Annotated in this window: 21 protein-coding genes; 7 read left to right on the forward strand and 14 right to left on the reverse strand. The window is 59.4% G+C overall.

The annotated features are described in order from the left end of the window. Positions 1–16: 16 nt before the first annotated feature. Positions 17–934 carry a polyphosphate kinase 2 gene (gene ppk2 / locus GS611_RS09710; RefSeq protein WP_371419726.1) on the reverse strand — a complete coding sequence of 306 codons (918 nt, stop codon included), beginning with the start codon at positions 932–934 and terminating at the stop codon, positions 17–19. Between the two features lie 280 nt (positions 935–1214). Here ppk2 and GS611_RS21290 point away from each other — a divergent pair, with 280 nt between their 5' ends. After that, positions 1215–2054, forward strand: a complete 840-nt coding sequence (locus GS611_RS21290; protein ID WP_171635062.1) for a CPBP family intramembrane glutamic endopeptidase — start codon at positions 1215–1217, stop codon at positions 2052–2054. Between the two features lie 3 nt (positions 2055–2057). On the opposite strand, the gene GS611_RS09720 is transcribed toward GS611_RS21290, so the two are convergent. Next, positions 2058–2516, reverse strand: a complete 459-nt coding sequence (locus GS611_RS09720) for an Lrp/AsnC family transcriptional regulator (protein WP_152456756.1) — start codon at positions 2514–2516, stop codon at positions 2058–2060. A 135-nt stretch (positions 2517–2651) separates the two neighbouring features. Here GS611_RS09720 and ald point away from each other — a divergent pair, with 135 nt between their 5' ends. Continuing rightward, positions 2652–3770, forward strand: coding sequence for an alanine dehydrogenase (gene ald, locus GS611_RS09725; protein ID WP_171635065.1), 1119 nt, complete (start codon positions 2652–2654; stop codon positions 3768–3770). A gap of 189 nt (positions 3771–3959) precedes the next feature. Here the strand turns inward: ald and GS611_RS09730 are convergent, their stop codons facing one another. Continuing rightward, entirely contained in the window at positions 3960–4721 is a 762-nt protein-coding gene (locus GS611_RS09730) for a mechanosensitive ion channel family protein (RefSeq protein ID WP_245218130.1), read from the reverse strand. 261 nt (positions 4722–4982) lie between these two features. Here GS611_RS09730 and GS611_RS09735 point away from each other — a divergent pair, with 261 nt between their 5' ends. Beyond that, the gene (locus tag GS611_RS09735; RefSeq protein WP_171635067.1) at positions 4983–5681 is read left to right on the forward strand and encodes a glutathione S-transferase family protein; all 699 of its coding nucleotides are present in this window, start codon (positions 4983–4985) and stop codon (positions 5679–5681) included. A gap of 50 nt (positions 5682–5731) precedes the next feature. Here GS611_RS09735 and GS611_RS09740 read toward each other — a convergent pair whose 3' ends face one another. From GS611_RS09740 to GS611_RS09780, 9 genes are all read right to left on the reverse strand, one after another. Continuing rightward, complete coding sequence (locus GS611_RS09740) at positions 5732–6178, reverse strand: YtoQ family protein (protein ID WP_171635069.1); 447 nt, start codon at positions 6176–6178, stop codon at positions 5732–5734. Positions 6179–6259: 81 nt separating this feature from the next. Further along, the gene (pheT, locus tag GS611_RS09745; RefSeq protein WP_171635071.1) at positions 6260–8656 is read right to left on the reverse strand and encodes a phenylalanine--tRNA ligase subunit beta; all 2397 of its coding nucleotides are present in this window, start codon (positions 8654–8656) and stop codon (positions 6260–6262) included. A gap of 78 nt (positions 8657–8734) precedes the next feature. After that, the gene (locus GS611_RS09750; RefSeq protein ID WP_171635074.1) at positions 8735–9538 is read right to left on the reverse strand and encodes a PHB depolymerase family esterase; all 804 of its coding nucleotides are present in this window, start codon (positions 9536–9538) and stop codon (positions 8735–8737) included. Positions 9539–9784: 246 nt separating this feature from the next. After that, positions 9785–10297: a hypothetical protein gene (locus tag GS611_RS09755; RefSeq protein ID WP_171635076.1), complete on the reverse strand. Its 513-nt coding sequence runs from the start codon at positions 10295–10297 to the stop codon at positions 9785–9787. Further along, positions 10294–11367: a phenylalanine--tRNA ligase subunit alpha gene (gene pheS / locus GS611_RS09760; RefSeq protein WP_171635078.1), complete on the reverse strand. Its 1074-nt coding sequence runs from the start codon at positions 11365–11367 to the stop codon at positions 10294–10296. The genes GS611_RS09755 and pheS overlap by 4 nt, the downstream gene beginning before the upstream one ends. Before the next feature lie 70 nt (positions 11368–11437). Beyond that, entirely contained in the window at positions 11438–12808 is a 1371-nt protein-coding gene (locus GS611_RS09765) for a glutamate--cysteine ligase (RefSeq protein ID WP_152456747.1), read from the reverse strand. Positions 12809–12874: 66 nt separating this feature from the next. Continuing rightward, positions 12875–13402 carry a hypothetical protein gene (locus GS611_RS09770; RefSeq protein WP_171635081.1) on the reverse strand — a complete coding sequence of 176 codons (528 nt, stop codon included), beginning with the start codon at positions 13400–13402 and terminating at the stop codon, positions 12875–12877. Next, positions 13399–14244, reverse strand: a complete 846-nt coding sequence (locus GS611_RS21295; protein WP_171635082.1) for a GNAT family N-acetyltransferase — start codon at positions 14242–14244, stop codon at positions 13399–13401. Before GS611_RS21295 ends, GS611_RS09770 begins: the two co-directional genes overlap by 4 nt. Then, positions 14241–14966: a 16S rRNA (uracil(1498)-N(3))-methyltransferase gene (locus GS611_RS09780; protein WP_171635083.1), complete on the reverse strand. Its 726-nt coding sequence runs from the start codon at positions 14964–14966 to the stop codon at positions 14241–14243. Before GS611_RS09780 ends, GS611_RS21295 begins: the two co-directional genes overlap by 4 nt. 12 nt (positions 14967–14978) lie before the next feature. On the opposite strand from GS611_RS09780, the gene ubiA reads away from it, so the two are divergent. The 3 genes from ubiA to GS611_RS09795 all read left to right on the forward strand — a co-directional run bounded on the left by ubiA (position 14979) and on the right by GS611_RS09795 (position 18259). Continuing rightward, complete coding sequence (ubiA, locus tag GS611_RS09785; RefSeq protein WP_171635084.1) at positions 14979–15941, forward strand: 4-hydroxybenzoate octaprenyltransferase; 963 nt, start codon at positions 14979–14981, stop codon at positions 15939–15941. Positions 15942–16005: 64 nt separating this feature from the next. Continuing rightward, complete coding sequence (locus tag GS611_RS09790; RefSeq protein WP_171635085.1) at positions 16006–17937, forward strand: OmpA family protein; 1932 nt, start codon at positions 16006–16008, stop codon at positions 17935–17937. A 1-nt stretch (position 17938) separates the two neighbouring features. Beyond that, on the forward strand, positions 17939–18259 hold the full coding sequence (locus GS611_RS09795; protein ID WP_117870533.1) for a hypothetical protein: 321 nt from the start codon (positions 17939–17941) through the stop codon (positions 18257–18259). An 11-nt stretch (positions 18260–18270) separates the two neighbouring features. Here the strand turns inward: GS611_RS09795 and GS611_RS21005 are convergent, their stop codons facing one another. Further along, the gene (locus tag GS611_RS21005; protein WP_216598226.1) at positions 18271–18426 is read right to left on the reverse strand and encodes a hypothetical protein; all 156 of its coding nucleotides are present in this window, start codon (positions 18424–18426) and stop codon (positions 18271–18273) included. Continuing rightward, complete coding sequence (locus GS611_RS21010) at positions 18427–18702, reverse strand: RidA family protein (protein ID WP_216598227.1); 276 nt, start codon at positions 18700–18702, stop codon at positions 18427–18429. Positions 18703–18786: 84 nt separating this feature from the next. Between GS611_RS21010 and GS611_RS09805 the strand changes: the two genes are divergently transcribed. Continuing rightward, a complete protein-coding gene (locus GS611_RS09805) occupies positions 18787–19506 on the forward strand; it encodes a YafY family protein (protein WP_171635086.1) in 720 nt (239 codons plus the stop codon). Positions 19507–19526 lie beyond the last annotated feature (20 nt).

Raw genomic sequence — 19526 nt, forward strand, 5'->3', positions numbered from 1 at the left:
AGAGCCTGATTTTGCTTCAGTAGATCTTTGGTACATAAAGTTCATCCGGCAAAACGCGGCGTTCGTATTCCGGGTTGTACTTGCGATCGGGCAGATTGACCTTTTCTTGAGGCACGTCCTCGTAAGGGATTTTTGTCAAAAGATGCTCGATACAGTTCAGCCTTTCGCGTTTTTTGTCATTGCCTTCGACGATGTACCACGGGGCCTCGGGAATATTGGTTCGGAAAAGCATATCCTCTTTGGCCTTTGTGTAGGATTCCCAGCGGATGCGGGATTCCAGATCCATCGGTGACAGCTTCCATTGCTTCATCGGATCGTGAATACGCATGAGGAATCGCAACTGCTGTTCCTCATCCGTGATCGAGAACCAGTATTTCAGCAGAATGATCCCTGACCGCACCAGCATCCGTTCGAATTCCGGAACGTCCTGAAAGAATTGTTCAACCTGGTCCTCGGACGCAAAACCCATCACCCGCTCGACGCCGGCCCGGTTGTACCAGGAGCGGTCGAACAGAACGATTTCACCCGCCGCCGGCAGATGCGGTACGTAGCGCTGGAAATACCACTGGCTTTGCTCTCGGCGGCTGGGTGCCGGCAATGCCACCACGCGCGCGACGCGCGGGTTCAGACGCTGGGTGATCCGCTTGATCACGCCCCCTTTACCGGCACTGTCACGGCCTTCAAACAGGATACAGACCTTGGCTCCGGTATGCTGTACCCAGTCCTGAACCTTGATCAATTCGGCTTGCAGGCGCAGCAGGTTGCGGAAGTAAACCTTGCGATCCAACATGTCCGGATGCTGTTCCCGATAGATTTTGCGGACTTCCATCGACAGCATCGGCTCACTGAATTCTATCTCGAAATCTTCGTCCAGCGTGTCCTCCAGCTCGGCTTCCAGCCAGTCTTTGGGGGCGCCAGTGTTTTCGTTGTCCAAGGTCAGCTCCTTCTCGGTCTTCGGGTTCGGACCATATCGGGCCCGTGTTACCGTCTGATGTCACCAGATGAATTGATGCGAGGGTCACGAGTCCTGCGGCTGTTGTCACGCCTACAAATCAGGTCCAGCGCGGGTATACGGTCTTTCCCCTGAATTTGTACATCTGGCCCGCGGGATACAAGCGTCTGAATTGACGCAATGCACGGCGCTTGGCCATGGCTGCTTGCATTGCCTCGTTTTGGTGCGGCATCACGGTGCGCATGACAAAGACGAGGCGATTGTGACATTCCTTCTTTCCGTGATGCCCGCGATCTGGCCCTGGCTTGTTCTGATATTAGCGCAATTGATGGTGCTGACCCGGCGGACAGGCATCGGCTTTTCGTTGCTGGCTTTGTTCATCAGCATTGCCTCGGCGACAGGATTGATGTCACCCATGGCGATCGCAGCGGTGGCCTTTGGTCTGGTCGGAGCTTCGTTGCTGCCCCATCTGAAAGGATGGCCTGCTGTCGCCGGACACCTGTTGTTGATCCTGTGGTGTCTGGTGATGGGTGCACATCTGCTGCCGGGATTCGAAAATTTGAAAATTCTGGATCAGGTACAGGCAGGTGCGGGAAGCGCCAGTTTCACCCTGCATCTGAACCTGGACAAACCGATGGTCTTCTTTGCCGTTCTTCTGGCCTGGCCCCGGATGCTGCGCGGCAAAACGCAGATCAAACGCACGGCTTTGCTGGCAGGGTTGCTGCTCTTGCCGGGGCTGTTTCTGTTGGGGCTTGCCTTTGGCGCGGTGCAGCCGGAATTTTCGGTCCCGCCCTGGTGGCTGGTATTTACCCTGTCCAACCTGTTTCTGACCTGCCTTACGGAAGAAGCCTTCTTTCGTGGCTATCTGCAATCGGCCATCTCCTCGCGCTTCGGGGCCGCTTGCAGCGTGATCGCAGCCAGCCTGCTGTTCGGACTGGCCCATGTCGCCGGGGGTACGGCGCTGGTGGTTTTTGCTTCCATTCTCGGGCTGGCCTGCGGATTGGGATACTATGCAACCAGACGCCTGTGGGTGCCTGTGATGATGCATTTTGGGTTCAACCTGACCCACCTTTTTCTGTTCACCTATCCCGGGTCTTTATGACAATCAGACGGGCAAGGCAGTGGTCTTGAACACGGTACGCAAGGCAAACGAGCTTTGCATTTGCGCCACCCCGGGCAGGCGCGACAGGTATTGCCGATGGATGCGGGCGAAATCTTCGGTGTTTTCCGCCACAACTTTCAGAATGTAATCCGCCGTACCAGCCATCAGATGGCATTCCAGCACATCCGGTATCCGGGCTACCGCCTTTTCAAACGCATCCAAAACCTCTTCGGCCTGACCCTGTAGCGTGATCTCGACAAAGACCGTTGTCGGCACGTTCATCTTCCGCGCATCCAGCAGCGCCACGTAGTTGCGAATGTAGCCTTCAACCTCCAGCCGCTGAACACGCCGGTGGCAAGCCGACGGAGACAGGTTGACCTGTTCAGACAATTCCGAATTCGACATCCTGCCGTTTTTTTGCAGTGCCGCCAGAATCTTTCGATCAGTCGTATCCAAGCTCATTTGCGCAAGTCCTTTGCGATATTTTTACACATTGCGCGAAATTCTTCCAAAGAAAAACGCATTGACACGTTTTCTTTCACAGAAATTGCGCGACAAAATGCACATAATTTAAGCAGCTTATGAACGGAGAGCCCAATGAAAATCGGTTGCCCCAAGGAAATCAAACCTCAGGAATTCCGCGTCGGGATGACGCCCAATGCTGCTCAGGAAGCAGTTGCACGTGGTCACGAAGTCCTGATCGAATCCGGCGCAGGCATCGGCGCGGGATTTGACAACGACGCCTATGTCGCGGCTGGCGCACGTATCATCGACACTGCGGAAGAGGTGTTTGCCACCGCCGACATGATCGTCAAGGTCAAGGAACCCCAGGCCGTGGAACGCAAGATGCTGCGCGAAGGGCAGCTGCTGTTCACCTATCTGCACCTGGCTCCGGACCCGGATCAGACGTATGACCTGCTGGAATCGGGTTGTACTGCCATCGCCTATGAAACTGTGACCGATGCGAACGGCGGCCTGCCCCTGCTGGCACCGATGTCCGAAGTCGCCGGTCGTCTGGCCCCTCAGGTCGGGTCGTGGACCCTGCAAAAGGCCAATGGCGGGCGCGGCGTGCTGATGGGTGGCGTACCCGGTGTCGGCCCTGCCAAAGTGGTCGTAATCGGCGGCGGTGTCGTAGGAACCCATGCGGCGAAGATCGCCGCCGGTATGGGCGCGGATGTCACCGTTCTGGATCGCTCTTTGCCGCGGCTGCGCTATCTGGACGACGTCTTTGGCGGCACCTTCAAGAACCAGTATTCGACGGCAGGTGCCACTGCCGAGCTGATCCAGGATGCCGATATGGTCATCGGTGCCGTTCTGATCCCCGGCGCTGCGGCCCCAAAACTTGTCTCGCGCGCCCAGCTGTCGACGATGAAACCCGGTGCCGTACTTGTCGATGTTGCCATCGATCAGGGCGGGTGCTTCGAAACGTCGAAAGCCACCACCCATGCCGACCCGATCTACGACGTCGACGGCATCATGCACTACTGCGTTGCCAACATGCCGGGCGCGGTGGCGCGCACCTCGACCATCGCCTTGGGCAACGCAACAATGCCGTTCATGCTGTCTCTGGCGGACAAAGGCTGGAAACAGGCGTGTCAGGACGATCCGCATCTGCTGGAAGGTCTGAACGTCCACGCTGGCAAGCTGACCTACTATGCGGTCGGCAAGGCCCTTGGTATTGACGTCGTCTCGCCCAACGTGATCGTCAAGTCGTAACCACTCCTGCCCCTGAAATCGTTTTTGAAAAGCGGTTTCCAGCGTTGGGCATAGCGCCACGCCACAGGCGTGGCGCGGTTGGACTCAAAGCGATGGTTTGAACAAAGAAAAGGGCACCGCGCCCTTGCGCGGTGCCCGGCCCAACGGGAGGAGGGCATTTTCGAATGCCCGATCGACGGGCGGGAGCCGTCACCCCTGTTTCTGGATCTCCACAGAATGAGGGTAAGGGATCGAAATACCCTTGTCGTCAAAGGCTTCTTTGATCGTTTTCGTCAGCTCGAATTTGACATCCCAATAGTCTGGCGCCGAGCACCACAGCCGTGCTGTCAGATCCACCGAACTGTCACCCAGGTTCGTTACCCGAACCCAGGGTTCCGGGTCGCTGTGAATGCGGCTGTCCGCTTTGGCCACATCCAGAATGATCTGCATGGCTTTGTCAGCGCTGTCACCATAGTCGATTCCGAATACCAGATCGACACGACGCGTGTCATGGGCAGAGTAGTTCGTGATGATCGAGCCCCATGCCTGACCGTTCGGAACAATGATCTGCACGTTGTCCGGCGTCACCAGTTCGGTGGTGAACAGGTTCAGGTCCTTTACGGTGCCCGACGTGCCGCCGATATCAACAAATTGTCCCAGCTTGTAGGGCCGGAAGACAACCAGCATCACACCGGCCGCCAGATCGCTGAGTGTGCCTTGCAGCGCCAGGCCGATAGCCAGGGACGCAGCACCCAGAATGGCGACGATGCTGGTGGCTTCAATTCCGAAGATGCCTAGAACCGCAACCAGAACCATGGCGAGAATGGCCCATTTGACCAGGCTTGCCATAAAGTTCCCAAGCGTCGGATCAATATGCGGCGTCGAATTGATCCGGCGGCGAACCATGCCCCCGATTGCACCAGCCACGATCCAGCCCAGGATCAGAACGACAAGCGCCTTGACGGCACTCATGATCAGCGGAGCAAATGCACCCACCTGTGTTACGACCTCATCCACGCCCATCTCCTTTCAACAGCAAGAAACCCGCGAGGTTTTCGCGGGGGTCACCAGATTGTGAGCCAAGTTTGGCTTCCGGTCTAGGTGCGAGTTTCGTGGGATTTCCCCTTTGTTCGTCAGAAAACACGGCCTGACCGGAAATGCACATCGCCAAGGGCTTAAATAAATCAGGCGTGGCCCCTAGCTTTTACAAGGACAGCCAAACAGGAGCCCCCAATGCTGGACAACGAACCGCATCCGATCATGGCGCGCTGGCCCGCGCAATCCCCGGACAGGATTCAACTGTATTCCTATCCGACTCCAAACGGCGTGAAGGCGTCGATCATGCTGGAGGAAACCGGCCTGCCCTATGAGCCCCATCTGGTGACGCTGTCGGATGCGGATGTCAAAAGCCCCGAGTTTCTGTCGCTGAACCCAAACAACAAAATCCCAGCCATAATCGATCCCAACGGGCCGGACGGTGAGCCGCTGGCCCTGTTCGAAAGCGGGGCAATCCTGCTGTATCTGGCCGAGAAATCAGGCATGTTGCTGGGACAAAGCGCAGCAGACAAGCATCGCATTACGCAATGGCTGATGTTCCAAATGGGGGGCGTGGGGCCAATGTTTGGCCAGCTTGGCTTTTTCTACAAATTCGCGGGCAGCGAAATCGAAGACCCCCGACCGCGCGAACGCTATATCAACGAGGCCAAACGCCTTTTGAACGTGGTCAACACGCAACTGGAAGGGAAAGACTGGATCGCCGGCGATTACTCCATCGCCGATATCGCTCTTGCCCCCTGGTTGAATGCTCTGGACTTCTACGGCGCGAAAGAGGTTGTTGGCTGGGACGGCTACGCCAATGTCGTCGCCTATGTCGACCGTTTCATGCAACGCCCGGCGGTGCAGCGCGGCAAGACCATACCCGCACGCGCTTGATCTGCTTCGCAATCGACGGGGTGCCGAAACCGGCACCCGCATTGCAAAACTCAGCCCGGCAGTGCGCCCGTCAGCACATACCGCAGGATTTCAACAACCTGCTCGGGCTTTTCCGCCACGGCCAGCGCGGCTGCATCCACTTCTTTCAACGCGTGCTGATGCTCGGGACCGTGCAGCACGATAATGGATTTACCCAGCGCTGCGGCATAGCCCGCATCAAAAGCCGCGTTCCACTGTTTGTACTTGTCGCCAAACCGGACAACCACCACGTCGGCATCCGAAATGCCCTTTCGGGTCCGGATCGCGTTGACCATCGCCCCCTTGTGGTCATGCCAGTATTTGTTCGGCTCTTCCCCCAGAATGGCAACGCCGCAATCGTCGCTTGCCGCGTGGTCCGTCACCGGGCTGTTGAATGTGATGTCCAACCCCTGCGCGCCGTCGATGATCTGTTCGCGCCAATCGGTGTGGATTTCGCCAGAGAGGTACACGTTCAGCATCTTTCGTCCTCCGTAAACACGGAAAGGGCGCCACCGCCCCTTCATCTTTTCTGAAATACTACCGCCGGAGGCGGTCCTGCATCAGCCCCGCAGAACACCGCCGGTTGCCTTGGTAACCTTGGCGATGATCTTTTCGGCCACCGCTTCGATGTCCTTTTCCTTCAGCGTCTGCTCTGTCGGCTGCAAACGTACCGTTATGGCCAACGATTTTTTACCTTCACCCAGGCTGCCGCCGATGAATTCGTCAAAGACACGTACATCTTCGATCAGCGCCTTGTCGGCACCTGCCGCCGCGTTCACCAATGTCAGCGCCTCGACGTTGTCATCAACGACAAAGGCAAAGTCACGTTCAACCGCTTGCAAGTCACGCAATTCCAATGCGGCACGTGTGGCGCCGGACTTGCGGGGCAAGGGAACCTCGTCGGGCCAGATCGTAAAGGCCATTGCCGGACCCTTGATATCCATCGCCTGCAACACGCGCGGGTGCAGCTCACCAAAAACACCCAGCACCTTTTTGGGACCCAGACAGATCTTGCCGTGACGACCCGGATGCCACCAGGCATCGCCGTCGCGCAGAATCTGCACCTTGGCCGGTGCTCCGATCGCCGCAAGAACGGCCTCGGCATCCGCCTTGGCATCAAAGACATCCACCGGGCGCGAGGCCCCGTGCACATCCTTGGGGCCGTTGCGGCCAACCAGCAGGCCGGCGATCTGGGTTTTCTGCTCGCCGGGTTCGCCATCATGGAAAACGGGGCCAACCTCGAACAGGGCGACGTCGGCGTATCCGCGTGCCTGATTGCGGGCTGCGGCCTGCAACAATCCGGGCAGCAGATCGGGGCGCATGTGACTCATCTCGGACGAGATCGGGTTTTCAAGCATGGTCGCGTCATCCCCGCCACCGAACAAAGCAGCCGAAGCCTGATCGATGAACGTATAGGTGACGCATTCGTTGTAACCCAGCGCGGCGCAGGTGCGGCGCGCCATGGACTGGCGGCGCTGCGTCGGTGTCATCACCGGCTTGGGAATACCATCGGTGACACGCGGCAAGGGTTTGCCCTGCAACTTGGTCAACGAGGCGATCCGTGCGACCTCTTCCACCAGATCGGCCTCACCCATGATATCGGGGCGCCAGCTGGGCACGTGGGCCATCTCGCCCTCCAGACGGAAACCCAGACGGGTCAGCGTCTGACGCTGCTCGCTTTCGGGAATGTCCATCCCGACCAGAGACTGCACCCGTTCGGCATCCAGCTTGTACGCACGCGCGTGGTTCGGCGCTTTGCCCGCCTCGACCACTTTGGACGCTTCGCCGCCGCAGATGTCCAGAATCAACTGGGTTGCGTGCTCGAGCCCTTCCAGCGTGTATTCAGGGTCCACGCCGCGTTCGAACCGATACCGCGCGTCCGAATTGATTTTCAGCGCCCGACCCGTCAGCGCGATCTGCACATGATCCCAGAACGCGCTTTCCAGGAAGACGTTCACAGTATCCTCGGTGCAGCCAGTTTCCTGACCGCCCATGATGCCTGCGATGGATTCCGGGCCTTTGTCATCGGAAATAACCATCATGCCGGGCTGTAGCGTGTATTCCTTCTCGTCCAGCGCCACCAGGGTTTCACCGCCTTTGGCGCGGTGAACGCGAAGGTTGCCCTGCACCTTGTCCGCGTCAAACACATGCAGCGGGCGGTTATGGTCAAAGGTCATATAGTTGGTGATATCCACCAGCGCCGAAATCGGACGCAGACCAATCGCCTTCAACTGATCCTGCAACCATTGCGGGCTGGGGCCATTCTTCACACCACGGATCAGACGGCCGGTGAAATGCGGCGCGCCGTCCAGCGTGTCGTCGTCAATCGTCACCTTGATCGGGCTTTCGAAATCTCCGGGCACCGGCACGTAGTCGCGCTGTTTCAAAGTGCCGATCCCACGCGCCGCCAGATCACGCGCGATGCCTTCCACGCCCAGCGCATCGGGCCGGTTGGGAGTGATTGCGATCTCGATCACGGGATCGACTTTCGACGGGTCATTCTCGGCAAGCCAATCAACGAACCTGTCACCGACCTCGCCCGAGGGCAATTCGATGATGCCGTCATGTTCGTCCGACAATTCCAGCTCGCGCTCGGATGCCATCATGCCAAAGCTTTCGACGCCGCGGATCTTGCCGACGCTGATCGTCAGGTCCAGACCAGGGATATACATGCCCGGTTTACAGACGACGACAGTGATCCCTTCGCGGGCGTTTGGCGCGCCGCAGATGATCTGCAACTCGCCTTCATCCGTGTCCACCTTGCAGACACGCAGCTTGTCGGCGTCAGGGTGTTTTTCCGCGTGTTTCACATAGCCCAGCGTAAAGTCCTTGAGCTTGTCAGCCGGGTTGATGACCTCTTCGACCTCAAGGCCAAGGTCGGTCAGCGCCTCAGTGATCTCATCAACCGACGCATCGGTGTCGAGGTGGTCTTTCAGCCAGGACAGAGTGAATTTCATTGCTACAGGCCTTTTTGGGCAAACATCCAGTCGGCACAGGCAATGACAAAGAATGGGCCGGGGTGCAAGCGCCCTGCGTCACGGATAGGTAGGGGTGCGGCCCAAAAGCTCGTCCAGCTGCCGTCCGATCCAGCCGTGTGGGATGAAATGCCCACCCGGATGCGTGTCCAGTGAAACCTGCCCCTGCGTGCAATCGGTCCACTCCACCCGGCTGAGCGTCAGGATCGGCACCACGCTCCAATCGCCACGCGGCGTCGCTGTTTCGCAGCCGAATTTCTGCCGCCACAGCGCCACCGGATAGGTCGTGTCCCCTCCCGGGCCAAAGGGGAAGTCCATTACGGTATCGCTGGTTCCGTGCACATGGCGCACCTCGGCCGGGGCCTGCGGGCAGTGCTCAGTCTGACGAATGGTGCCTGCAATGCCCAAGAGCGCGGCAGTGTCATTGCCCGACTGGCAGACATAACGCCACGCCATCGCGCCGCCAAAGGAATAGCCCGAGACATAGATGCGATCCGGGTCAATCGGATAGCGTTGGGCTACATCCTCAAGCACCCGATCAGCAAAAGGCACGTCGCCCGTGTCCGAGGTCCAGAAATCCCAGCTTTTGCCCAACCCGTTCGGTGCCACCAGTAGCACACCCCGCAGCTTCGTCGCGCCCGCGATGCGTTCGTGGTTCACCACAACGGCCCCCTGCCGCGCCCAGCCGTGGAAATGCAGCAACACAGGCAGAGGCGTTTCGCCATCCCATCCATCGGGTTCCAGCACATGGTACGAGCGGTCGCCGACCTCACAGGCCGTATCGCCATGGCAATCCGACTTCCATGGTCCCATGGCGAAAGCGGGGGTTGCGGTCAACAGAAGAAAAAGCAGTCGATGGATCATGCGCCCGACCCTACCCAGCTTGAGCGCCAAGTCACGTCACAACCCTGTGGGAACCTGTAACAAGCCACGCCATCGCCAGACCGCGGGATGGCGATCCTCGGGCAGTGGTGGGCAGTTTATGCTGGCCAAGTCCGTGTGTCGTATAAACGGAGTGCTGGTGGAGACAAATCGCCAGCCCGTGCGGACGGTGTCGTCCATTGGGCTCGAACCAATGGCGCCTCAATGAACGACCGATGGCGCGGCGGCCTATCGGCCTTTGCTCCGCTGTTCTTTCACTCCAAACAACGACTCAGACCTCGCAAGTTCTTTTCTCATAATGTCTTCGCATTCTTGAAGTGTCTCGCGGTAGCTTTCACGCTCACCCTCAACTCGAGCATGAATCGCCCCCACTCTCCCAACGACTTGAGATGCGCTGATCGCCGTGTCACGTTCAGCGATCAAGTTTATCTGTTTTTGCAGTCCGAGTAGCATCATTATCTCGGGAACATCATTCACACCGAGGTGAGATTTTGTCCTCGCGGCCAGATGAGCAACTTCAACGTGATTTACGAAAGAAGCGTATAACTCTCTCTTTTCCCTATTGAATTGGATTCTTTCAGAAAGCTTAATCTGTGACCGCCAGATAAGCAGCGAAATGATTCCCCCGAGCACCAACGCCCAGATGGGGTTTTGCGCGAAGCTTTTCAGCCAATCTGATAGCAGAAACCCAAAATCGCGGCACATGTTCTCGCATGCCGTAATCGCCTCAGCTTCGCTCACCTACTCAAACCACCATGCAGGTTCGGCATATCCAGCGCTGCAAACCCGTAGTGCCGCAGCCAGCGCAGGTCGCTGTCAAAGAACGCCCGCAAATCCGGAATGCCGTATTTTAGCATCGCCAGACGGTCGATCCCAATACCGAACGCAAAGCCCTGATAGACCTCGGGGTCGATGCCGCCGGCGGCGATCACCTTGGGGTGGACCATGCCCGAGCCCAGAATCTCCATCCAGTCGTCGCCCTCGCCGATCTTCAGCTGACCGTTATCCCAGGAACAGCGGATATCGACCTCGGCCGATGGCTCGGTGAAAGGGAAGTGTGAGGCGCGGAAGCGCAGTTCGACGTCGTCGACCTCGAAAAACGCCTTCACGAACTCTTCCAGAACCCATTTCAGGTTCGCCATCGAGATGTCCTTGTCGATCGCCAACCCCTCGACCTGATGGAACATCGGCGTGTGAGTCTGATCATAATCGGCGCGATACACACCGCCCGGACAGATGACGCGGATCGGCGCGCCCTGTTTCTCCATCGACCGGATCTGCACAGGGGATGTGTGCGTCCGCAGCACATGCGGCGGGCGATTGTCGCCTTCGGCACGGTGCATGTAGAACGTGTCCATCTCGGCCCGCGCGGGGTGGTGGCCGGGGATGTTCAGGGCGTCGAAATTGTGCCAGTCGGTCTCGATCCGCGGCCCTTCGGCCACCGAAAAGCCCAGTTCGGCAAAGATCGCGGTCAGTTCCTCGGTCGCCTGGCTGACCGGGTGGATCGAGCCCTGACGACGCGCGCGGGTCGGCAGGGTGACGTCCAGCCATTCGGTGCGCAGACGTTCATCCAGCGCGGCATCGGCCAGAGCGGCCTTTTTGGCGGACAGGGCCGAGTTGATCTCATCCTTCAGGGCATTCAGCGCGGGGCCTGCCACCTGGCGTTCCTCGGGCGTCATTTTGCCCAACTCGCGCATCTTCAGCGCGACCTCGCCTTTTTTGCCCACGGCGGCGACACGGATCGCCTCAAGCGCGTTCTCGTCGCCTGCCTCGGCGATTTGGCCCAGATATTTTGCCTTAAGATCGTCCATGACGCCCTCTGAATTTGGTCGCCAACCTGCTATCGGGCCAGCCCCGCGAATGCAAGCGGGACCGGGCGGATCAATAGCTGTATTCGGGGAAAATCCGGGTCAGATCACCGTTCCAGTCGCCGTTGTAGTGTTCCAGCAACTCATCCGCAGGCACTTTCCCGCTTTGGATGCTGTCCTTGAGCGCGTTGAGGAAATGGGTCTCGTCCGGAACCAGGCCACCGGCCCCGGGATAGGCGCGGGCTTTCAGGCCGGCTTCGGAGATCGCCACAACCTCACGCGCCAGATCGTGCATGTTGATGGTGCCGACCTTCGCTTGCAGACCGTCTTTGGCAGCCGCGACACGCAGCGCCTCGCGGGTCTCGGTATCCCAGCCTTTGACCAGATCCCAGGCCGCGTCCAGGGCCGTTTGATCGTAAGTCAGGCCAACCCAGAAGGCGGGCAAGGCACACAGACGACGCCATGGGCCGCCATCGGCCCCGCGCATTTCCATGAATTTCTTGATCCGCGCCTCGGGGAAGGCGGTGGTCAGGTGATCGGCCCAATCGCTGAGCGTGGGCGTTTCACCCGGCAGAGCGGGCAGTTCGCCTTTCAGGAAGTCGCGGAACGACATGCCCAGCGCATTGATGTACTGGCCATCGCGATAGACGAAATACATCGGAACATCGAGCGCGTATTGCACGTAGCGCTCGAACCCGAAGCCGTCTTCGAACACGAAAGGCAGCATGCCCGTACGCGCATCGTCCAGATGCCGCCAGATGTAACTGCGCCAGCTTTTCTGGCCATTTACCTTGCCTTCGAAAAAGGGCGAGTTCGCAAACAACGCCGTTGCCACCGGCTGCAAGGCCAACGCCACGCGCAGTTTCTGCACCATGTCGGCCTCGGACCCGAAATCGATGTTGACCTGAACCGTGCAGGTCCGTCGCATCATGGCGCGGCCCATGGTGCCGACCTTTTCCATATAGTCATTCATCAGCCGATACCGCCCCTTGGGCATCAGCGGCATTTCCTCATGTGTCCAGGTCGGTGCCGCGCCCAGACCGATGAAACCCACGCCGATCTCATCAGCGATGTCCTTCACCTCGCGCAGGTGGGTGTTCACCTCATCGCAGGTTTCGTGGATGGTCTCGAGCGGAGCACCCGACAGCTCCAGCGCGCCGCCCGGCTCCAGGCTGACATTGGCGCCATCCTTTTCCAGACCGATCAGATGACCCGCTTCACGGACTTCGGCCCAACCGTGCCGGTCGCGCAGGCCCTCCAACACCGCCACGATGGATCGCGCACCCTCAAACGGCAACGGTTTCAGCGTGTCTTTGCAGTAGCCGAATTTCTCATGCTCGGTGCCGATGCGCCAGTCTGCCTTGGGCTTGCAGCCCGACTCCAGATATTCGGCCAATTGCTCATGGCGTTCGATTGGTCCGCCGCCGGACTGGGGGATGGACATGAGACCCGTGCTCCGATCCTGATGTGTCTGTCTTTTGGCCAGTCGTGGGGGCAAACCGCGCCAGTGTCAATGCAGCCGAAGGTTTGGAGGGCGCGAGGACGTACGCTCCCAAATCACGACCGGATGGGCCGATCCACCGTTCAGTTCGGCCAGCATATGCTCGGTTTTCAGGCCCGGCAGCGCCGAGAAGACATCGAACAGCGCCTCGGCCCCTTCCGCATTCACAGGAATGTGAAGCACCGCCTGACCCGGTTGTTCCAACACCCAATGCGCCGGCGTCGAGGTCGGATCGAGCGCCAGCCGCTCGATCTCGCGCGTGGCGATGATGCCGCCATCCAATGGGCCGAAATAGGTGATCTGACCTTCATCGACGGTCACGACACCCTGTCCGCCAGTGCCGGTTCTGAACCGCGCGCGCTGCACCCCGATCACCGCCAGGGCGATTGCGACAGCGACAAGCAGCCAGCCGATCCACCCCAGCAGACCACCGGGCCCGTTGATCCAGCTGAGACCGAGGATCAGGACAAACCCGGCTACCAGCACTTCGCGCCAGCGCCACAGGGCCAGTTTTGCCTCGGGTCGGATGAAACTCATGACAGCACCTTTTGTGGTGTTTGCAACAGGGCGATCCGATACCAGCCGATCTGCTGAAACCCCATCGCCTCATAGGCTCGCGCGGCAGGTGGATTGTTGGCGAACAGGATGGCCTTGTTCGCGCCCTCGGTCCTCGCCTTTTGCAGCACAGCCGTTGTGACCTTGCGCCCGAGCCCACAGTTTCTTTTCTCGCGCGGCACGAATACACCGCCGACCTGAACCTGATCCCGGACTGATGCATTGATGGCGGCCATGGCTACGGGGGCGTCGTCTTCCAGCATGACAATCGCCCTGCCTGATTGAATATCGGTGGTGATCCGATCTGAGGCCATTTCACGCGCCTCTTGCCCTTTGGCCTGGTCGGTATCCTCGAAGTAATCCGCAAACCAACGCGTCAGTAACGGCCGGTCTGCCTCGGACAGGGCACGAAATGGAATCGGTGCCTCTGGGATTTCGCCCAGATCCAGGCGGTACAGGGGTTCATCATGATGCAGGCGATAACCGGCCTGTCCAAGCCCTAGCGCGTCCAATATCATCTCAACCTGTTGTGCAGCCCCTGTCATGCCCAGTACGGTCTGACCTGCGATCCGACCCGCAAAGGCCTGAGCTGCCTCTGGCGAACAATCGGGCAGTTGCGCCATCAGGTAGCCCTTTTTGGTCAGGCCGAATACGCCTTGGATGCGATCCTGCCCCCAAATGAAGAACCGGGTGGAGTGGTCATCGTCTCCAAATCCAATCCCGTGCGCCAACAGGTTGCTGCGCAGAAACATGGAAGTATCGGGATGTTTGGCCAAAAACGCCTCAATGGCCGGGGCATCAGACGGCGAGGCTTCTTGGATCACGCCCAATCCCCCAGCGCCTGCTGCCACATGGTCAATGCAGCCACCGCTGCCGTATCGGCCCGTAAGATACGAGGGCCAAGGCTGACCACATGCGCGAATGGCAACCCTGTCAGACGCGCGCGTTCCTGGTCCGAAAACCCGCCTTCTGGGCCGATGAGAATTGCCCAGGGCCGCCCTTTTTCATTGGCGGCCAATCGCAGGGCCGATCCAACCTCGGCTTCGTTGCAGAACATCAGTTGCCGATCTTCGGGCCATGCATCCAGCAGCCGATCCAACCGCTGCAATTCGGCAACCTCAGGCACGAAGGTTCCGCCACACTGCTCGGCCGCCTCGACGGCATGGGCCTGCAGGCGGTCCTGACGAATGCGTTCGGAATTGGTGAACTCGGTCTGCACCGGCAGGATACGCGCCGCGCCCATTTCGGCGGCTTTTTCCACGATGAAATCGGTGCGGGCCTTTTTTATGGGCGCGAACAGGAACCACAGATCGGGCGGCAGCTGCAACGGTTTCGTCTGTTCAAGGCAGGTTAGCGTCCCGCCGCGTTTTCCCGCCTCGGAGACTTCGGCCAACCACTCTCCGTCCTGCCCGTTGAACAGGGCGACCTGCCCTTTGACCGCAAGGCGCATGACACCAAAAAGGTAGTGCGCCTGGTCGCGCGTCAAAGGAACCGATTGCCCCTGACCCAAGGGCTGCTCTACATACAGTCTGATCTTAGCACTCATGAGACCCTACATATGCAAGGCAATGCCCCAACACCAGATGGTCAAGTCGCCGATGCCGTCAGCGGCAACTGGGTCGACACCCACGCCCCGGCCTTTGCCCGCCCCTATCTGCGCCTCAGCCGCGCGGACCGGCCCATCGGGACATGGCTGCTGCTGATTCCCTGTTGGTGGGGGCTGGCGCTGGCGATCCTGCATGATGGTCAGCCGCGTTGGGAAGATCTGTGGATCGCCTTGGGATGCGCATTTGGGGCCTTTCTGATGCGGGGCGCCGGTTGCACGTGGAATGACATTACGGACCGGGAATTCGACGGGCAGGTCGAACGCACACGCTCGCGCCCGATTCCGTCGGGTCAGGTCAGTGTCCGGCAGGCCGTGGTCTGGATGATCCTGCAATGCATTCTGGCGCTTGGTATCCTTCTCAGCTTCAATCAGGCGGCAATCGCAATGGGTGTTCTGTCCCTGTTGCCCGTGACGATCTATCCGTTTGCCAAACGATTTACCTGGTGGCCTCAGGTGTTTCTGGGGCTGGCCTTCAACTGGGGCGCCCTTCTGGCCTGGGCGGCCCATAGCGGTTCCGTGGGATGGCCAGCGGTGACGCTTTACCTGTCTGGAATCGCGTGGACTCTGTTCTACGATACCATCTATGCGCATCAGGATGCCGAGGATGACGAACTGATCGGCATCAAATCAACCGCTCGTCTGTTCGGAGCCGATACAGCGCGGTGGCTGAAGTACTTTTTGGTGGCGACCGTGTCGCTGATGGGGCTGGCCATCGTCGATGCAGGGGTGCCGGATACCTCGATGCTGGCATTGGGTGTTGCGCTCTGTGGGCCTTGGGCAATGGGCTGGCACATGATGTGGCAACTCCGCGCGCTGGACATCGAAGACAATGCCAGGCTGTTGCAATTGTTCAGGGTCAACCGCGACACTGGCTTGATTCCGCTGATCTTCCTCTGCGTCGCCCTGTTGCTCTGATTGCACCTGCTGAACGTGGCCTGTAAAGATCGGCCCAACCGCCTGAGGAGTGTCAAACCCAAATATGCGTCTGCCGTATTTTATCGTTGTTTCCCTGATCTTTCTTGTATCAGCCGGGCTGTCGCTTTTGGCAGCCAGCTATGCCGTCACAAAGATCGAAGAGACATCGGAATTCGCTGTGCGCCGGGCGCTTGACCTCAAAGGGCACGACTGGGCCGAGGTCGAGTCAGACGGCTTGCGCGTGGTCCTGACCGGGATTGCACCCGATGAGGCGACACGGTTCAACGCACTGACCGCAGCCGGAACCGAGGTCGATGCGTCCCGCGTAATCGATGAAATGGAGGTTGAAGCGACCTCTGCCCTGGCGCCGCCGCGCTTTTCGGCGGAAATTCTGCGCAACGATCACGGCATCTCGATCATCGGCCTGATCCCGGCCAGCGAAGACAGAGATGCCCTGATCAGAAGGCTGGGCAACCTCGACCGCAACATCGCAGTTTCGGACCTGATGGAAACCGCGGATTACCCCAAGCCCGACGGTTGGGATGCCGCGATATCATATGCCATCGAGGCGCTGGCCAGCCTGCCACGTGCCAAAATTTCCGCAAACGCCGATTTGGTCAAAATCACTGCCATTGCGGACAGCCAACAGGAAAAACAACGTCTCGAACGCGATCTGACCCGCGCCGCGCCGCCCAGCCTGCGGATCGGGCTGGCGATCTCGGCACCTCGTCCCGTCATAACGCCCTTTACGCTGCGTTTTCTGATCAACGAAAACGGTGGGCAATTTGACGCCTGCTCGGCACAAGATGCAAAAGCACGCGACCGGATCGTGACCGCTGCGCGCGATGCCGGCTTGTCGGGAACATATTCCTGCACCATCGGTCTGGGCGAGCCCTCGCCACGCTGGCCCGAAGCCGCCGAGAAGAGCATTCAGGCACTGGCCAGAATCGGCAAAGGCTCGGTCACGATGTCGGATGCGGACATCACCCTGGTTGCGGCGCAAGGCACGGATCCAGCCTTGTTCGACCGGGTTGTAGGTGAACTTGAAACAGCGTTGCCTCAGGTCTTTGCCCTGCATGCCGTGCTGCCGGAACCTGAAACCAGCGAACAGACCGGACCCGTCGAGTTCTCGGCGACCCGCAGCCCCGAAGGGCTTGTGCAACTACGAGGGCGCCTGGGGGATGAAACGTTGCGGGACATGGTCGACAGCTATGCCCGCGCGGCCTTCGGCTCGGATCAGGTCTATACCGCGACCCGCATCGCGCCGGGGCTTCCGGCAGATTGGCCGGTGCGTGTTCTGGCCGGCCTCGAGGCGTTGGCCCAGCTTCACAACGGGGCCCTGACCGTAACACCAGGCTCGGTCGAACTGACCGGCCTCAGCCATGAAGAGGATGCCAAGGCCCGTATCGCAGGTCAGTTGTCGGACAAGCTGGGCGAAGGGCAGGAATTCACCCTGACGATCACCTATCAGCCTCCGCCAGAGCCCGAAGACGCGCTGCCCGATCCTGAAGTCTGCGAAGCGCAGATCGCCGAAATCCAGACCGTCAGCAAAATTGCGTTCGAACCCGGATCAGCGACGATCGCATCCGACTCGCGCGATACGGTGAACCAGATCGCCGACATCCTGCGCGACTGCGGGCCGATCCGGCTGGAGATCCAGGGCCATACCGACAGCCAGGGCCGCGAAGAGATGAACCAGCAGCTCAGCCAGGCACGGGCGCAATCGATTCTGAACGAGCTGCGCGGGCGGCGCATTCCCACCAGCAGCTACACTGCCGTTGGATATGGTGAAACACAGCCCATCGCGGACAACGACACCGAAGAAGGCCGCGAAGCCAACCGGCGGATCGAGTTCCGGCTGATCCGTCCCGAGCCGGTCGAAGCCTCCGAAACAGGCCTCGAAGCGCTCGAGGCCGAGGCTGGGGCTGAGGCTGACGCGCCTGAAACGGATCAGACCGAATCGACCGCACCAGACACGGACGCAGAGGACCAGTAAGTTGAACAGAACCGAATTCATCATTGCCACAGCCGTCATCCTGTTTGCGGCCTTCTGCATGGGCTGGTTTGCCAACTGGCTGGCACACCGCCTGTCCCGCGTCCGCCAAAGCGACGTTGCCGATCTGGATCGCATGAGCCAGGAACTGCACGAAGCGGAAGAAACCCGCGATCAGGCCATAACCTATCTTCAGCAACGTGAAGCCGAGTTAACCAACCAGCTGACCCAGACAGAGGCAGAACTGGCCGCAGCCATGGACGGTCTGCGCGCCGCGCGGCAAGAGGCCGAGGAAATGCGCGGTCGGATCAACAACGCCGACTAGACGCTACAGTATCAGTTCAGGTAAACGACAGCCTCAACTTCGAACAGCATCGGTTCGATTGCCAGCTTTGGCACCGGAACCAGGGTTTGCGCTGGCAGAGTATCTCGAAACACGCGTTTGACGGCGTCAGTCAGCAGGCCGAGTTTCGACAAGTCGTGGTCCACCACTTAAACCGTCAACTTCACAACCTGATCGCACTGCGCCCCAAGCGCGTGGATCACCGCCTTGAGATTGGTATAGGCCTGTTCGACCTGCGCGCCGAAATCCGGCGACAACGCTCCGATTTGATCCTGCCCACCCTGACCCGAGACAAAGGCCAACCGACCGGCGCCCGGGGTTACAACGGCGGTGCTATAGCCGTTCGGGGATGGGTCGTGGAGGTGTCCGGAATTGACGATCTGAGGACGCAGGGTCGTTTCGAGATTTTGTTTTTCAAGTGTCATGTTCGAAATCCTTGCTGAGGTGCAAGGACAGGTCTAGACGGTATTAGTGCCAAATTTTGTCACTGAATATGCTAGGTTGGGCTAATGAAAGCCGCGACCAGACAAGACGCCATCGCCCTTATCCTACGACGCAACAGCAGTTCCACCGTAGATGCGCTGGCCGCAGAGGTCGGCGTCTCGTGCCGCACCATCCTGCGCGACATCGCTGCACTGCGTGATCAGGGATTTGTAATCTATTCCGAATGTGGCCGGGGTGGCGGGCTGCAACTTGATCCGCAATCCGTCCTAACAACCGCCCGGTTGTCGGCAACCGAGGTTTTTGCCCTGCTGCTCGGCGTGGCGTCAATGCGGGCGGCACGTGCATTGCCGTTCTCGGATCTGGCGGATGCAGGTCTGGCCAAGATCGAAAAATCCCTGCCAGCGGACCGGGTGCGCGATCTGCGTCGCTTTCTCGATTGCCTCTACGTTGGACAATTGTCGCCTCAGCAGAACCTGTCAGACCTCGGACCCATGGATGCGGCCCTTCTGCCCGCCTTCGAACAGGCGTTTCTGAACCGGCTTTACCTGCGCTTTGGTTATCGCGACGCCAAAGGTGTCCAGAGTTTTCGCGAAGTTGAACCGCAAGCTATGCTGATCCTGCCACCGCTCTGGTACCTGGTTGCCTGGGATCCGCAGCGAGATGATTTTCGGCATTTCCGCATGGACAGGATCAGCGACCCGGAATGCGTTGAGGGTGCCATGTTCCGCCGCAAGAGAGTTCCGTTCGAAGACGATGTTTGCCCGTTCAATGATCTGCCGAAATAAGGCCGCGACAGCCGATCCGC

Origin of the sequence: Ruegeria sp. HKCCD6119 (assembly GCF_013110585.1) — a bacterium.
Lineage (GTDB): Bacteria > Pseudomonadota > Alphaproteobacteria > Rhodobacterales > Rhodobacteraceae > Ruegeria.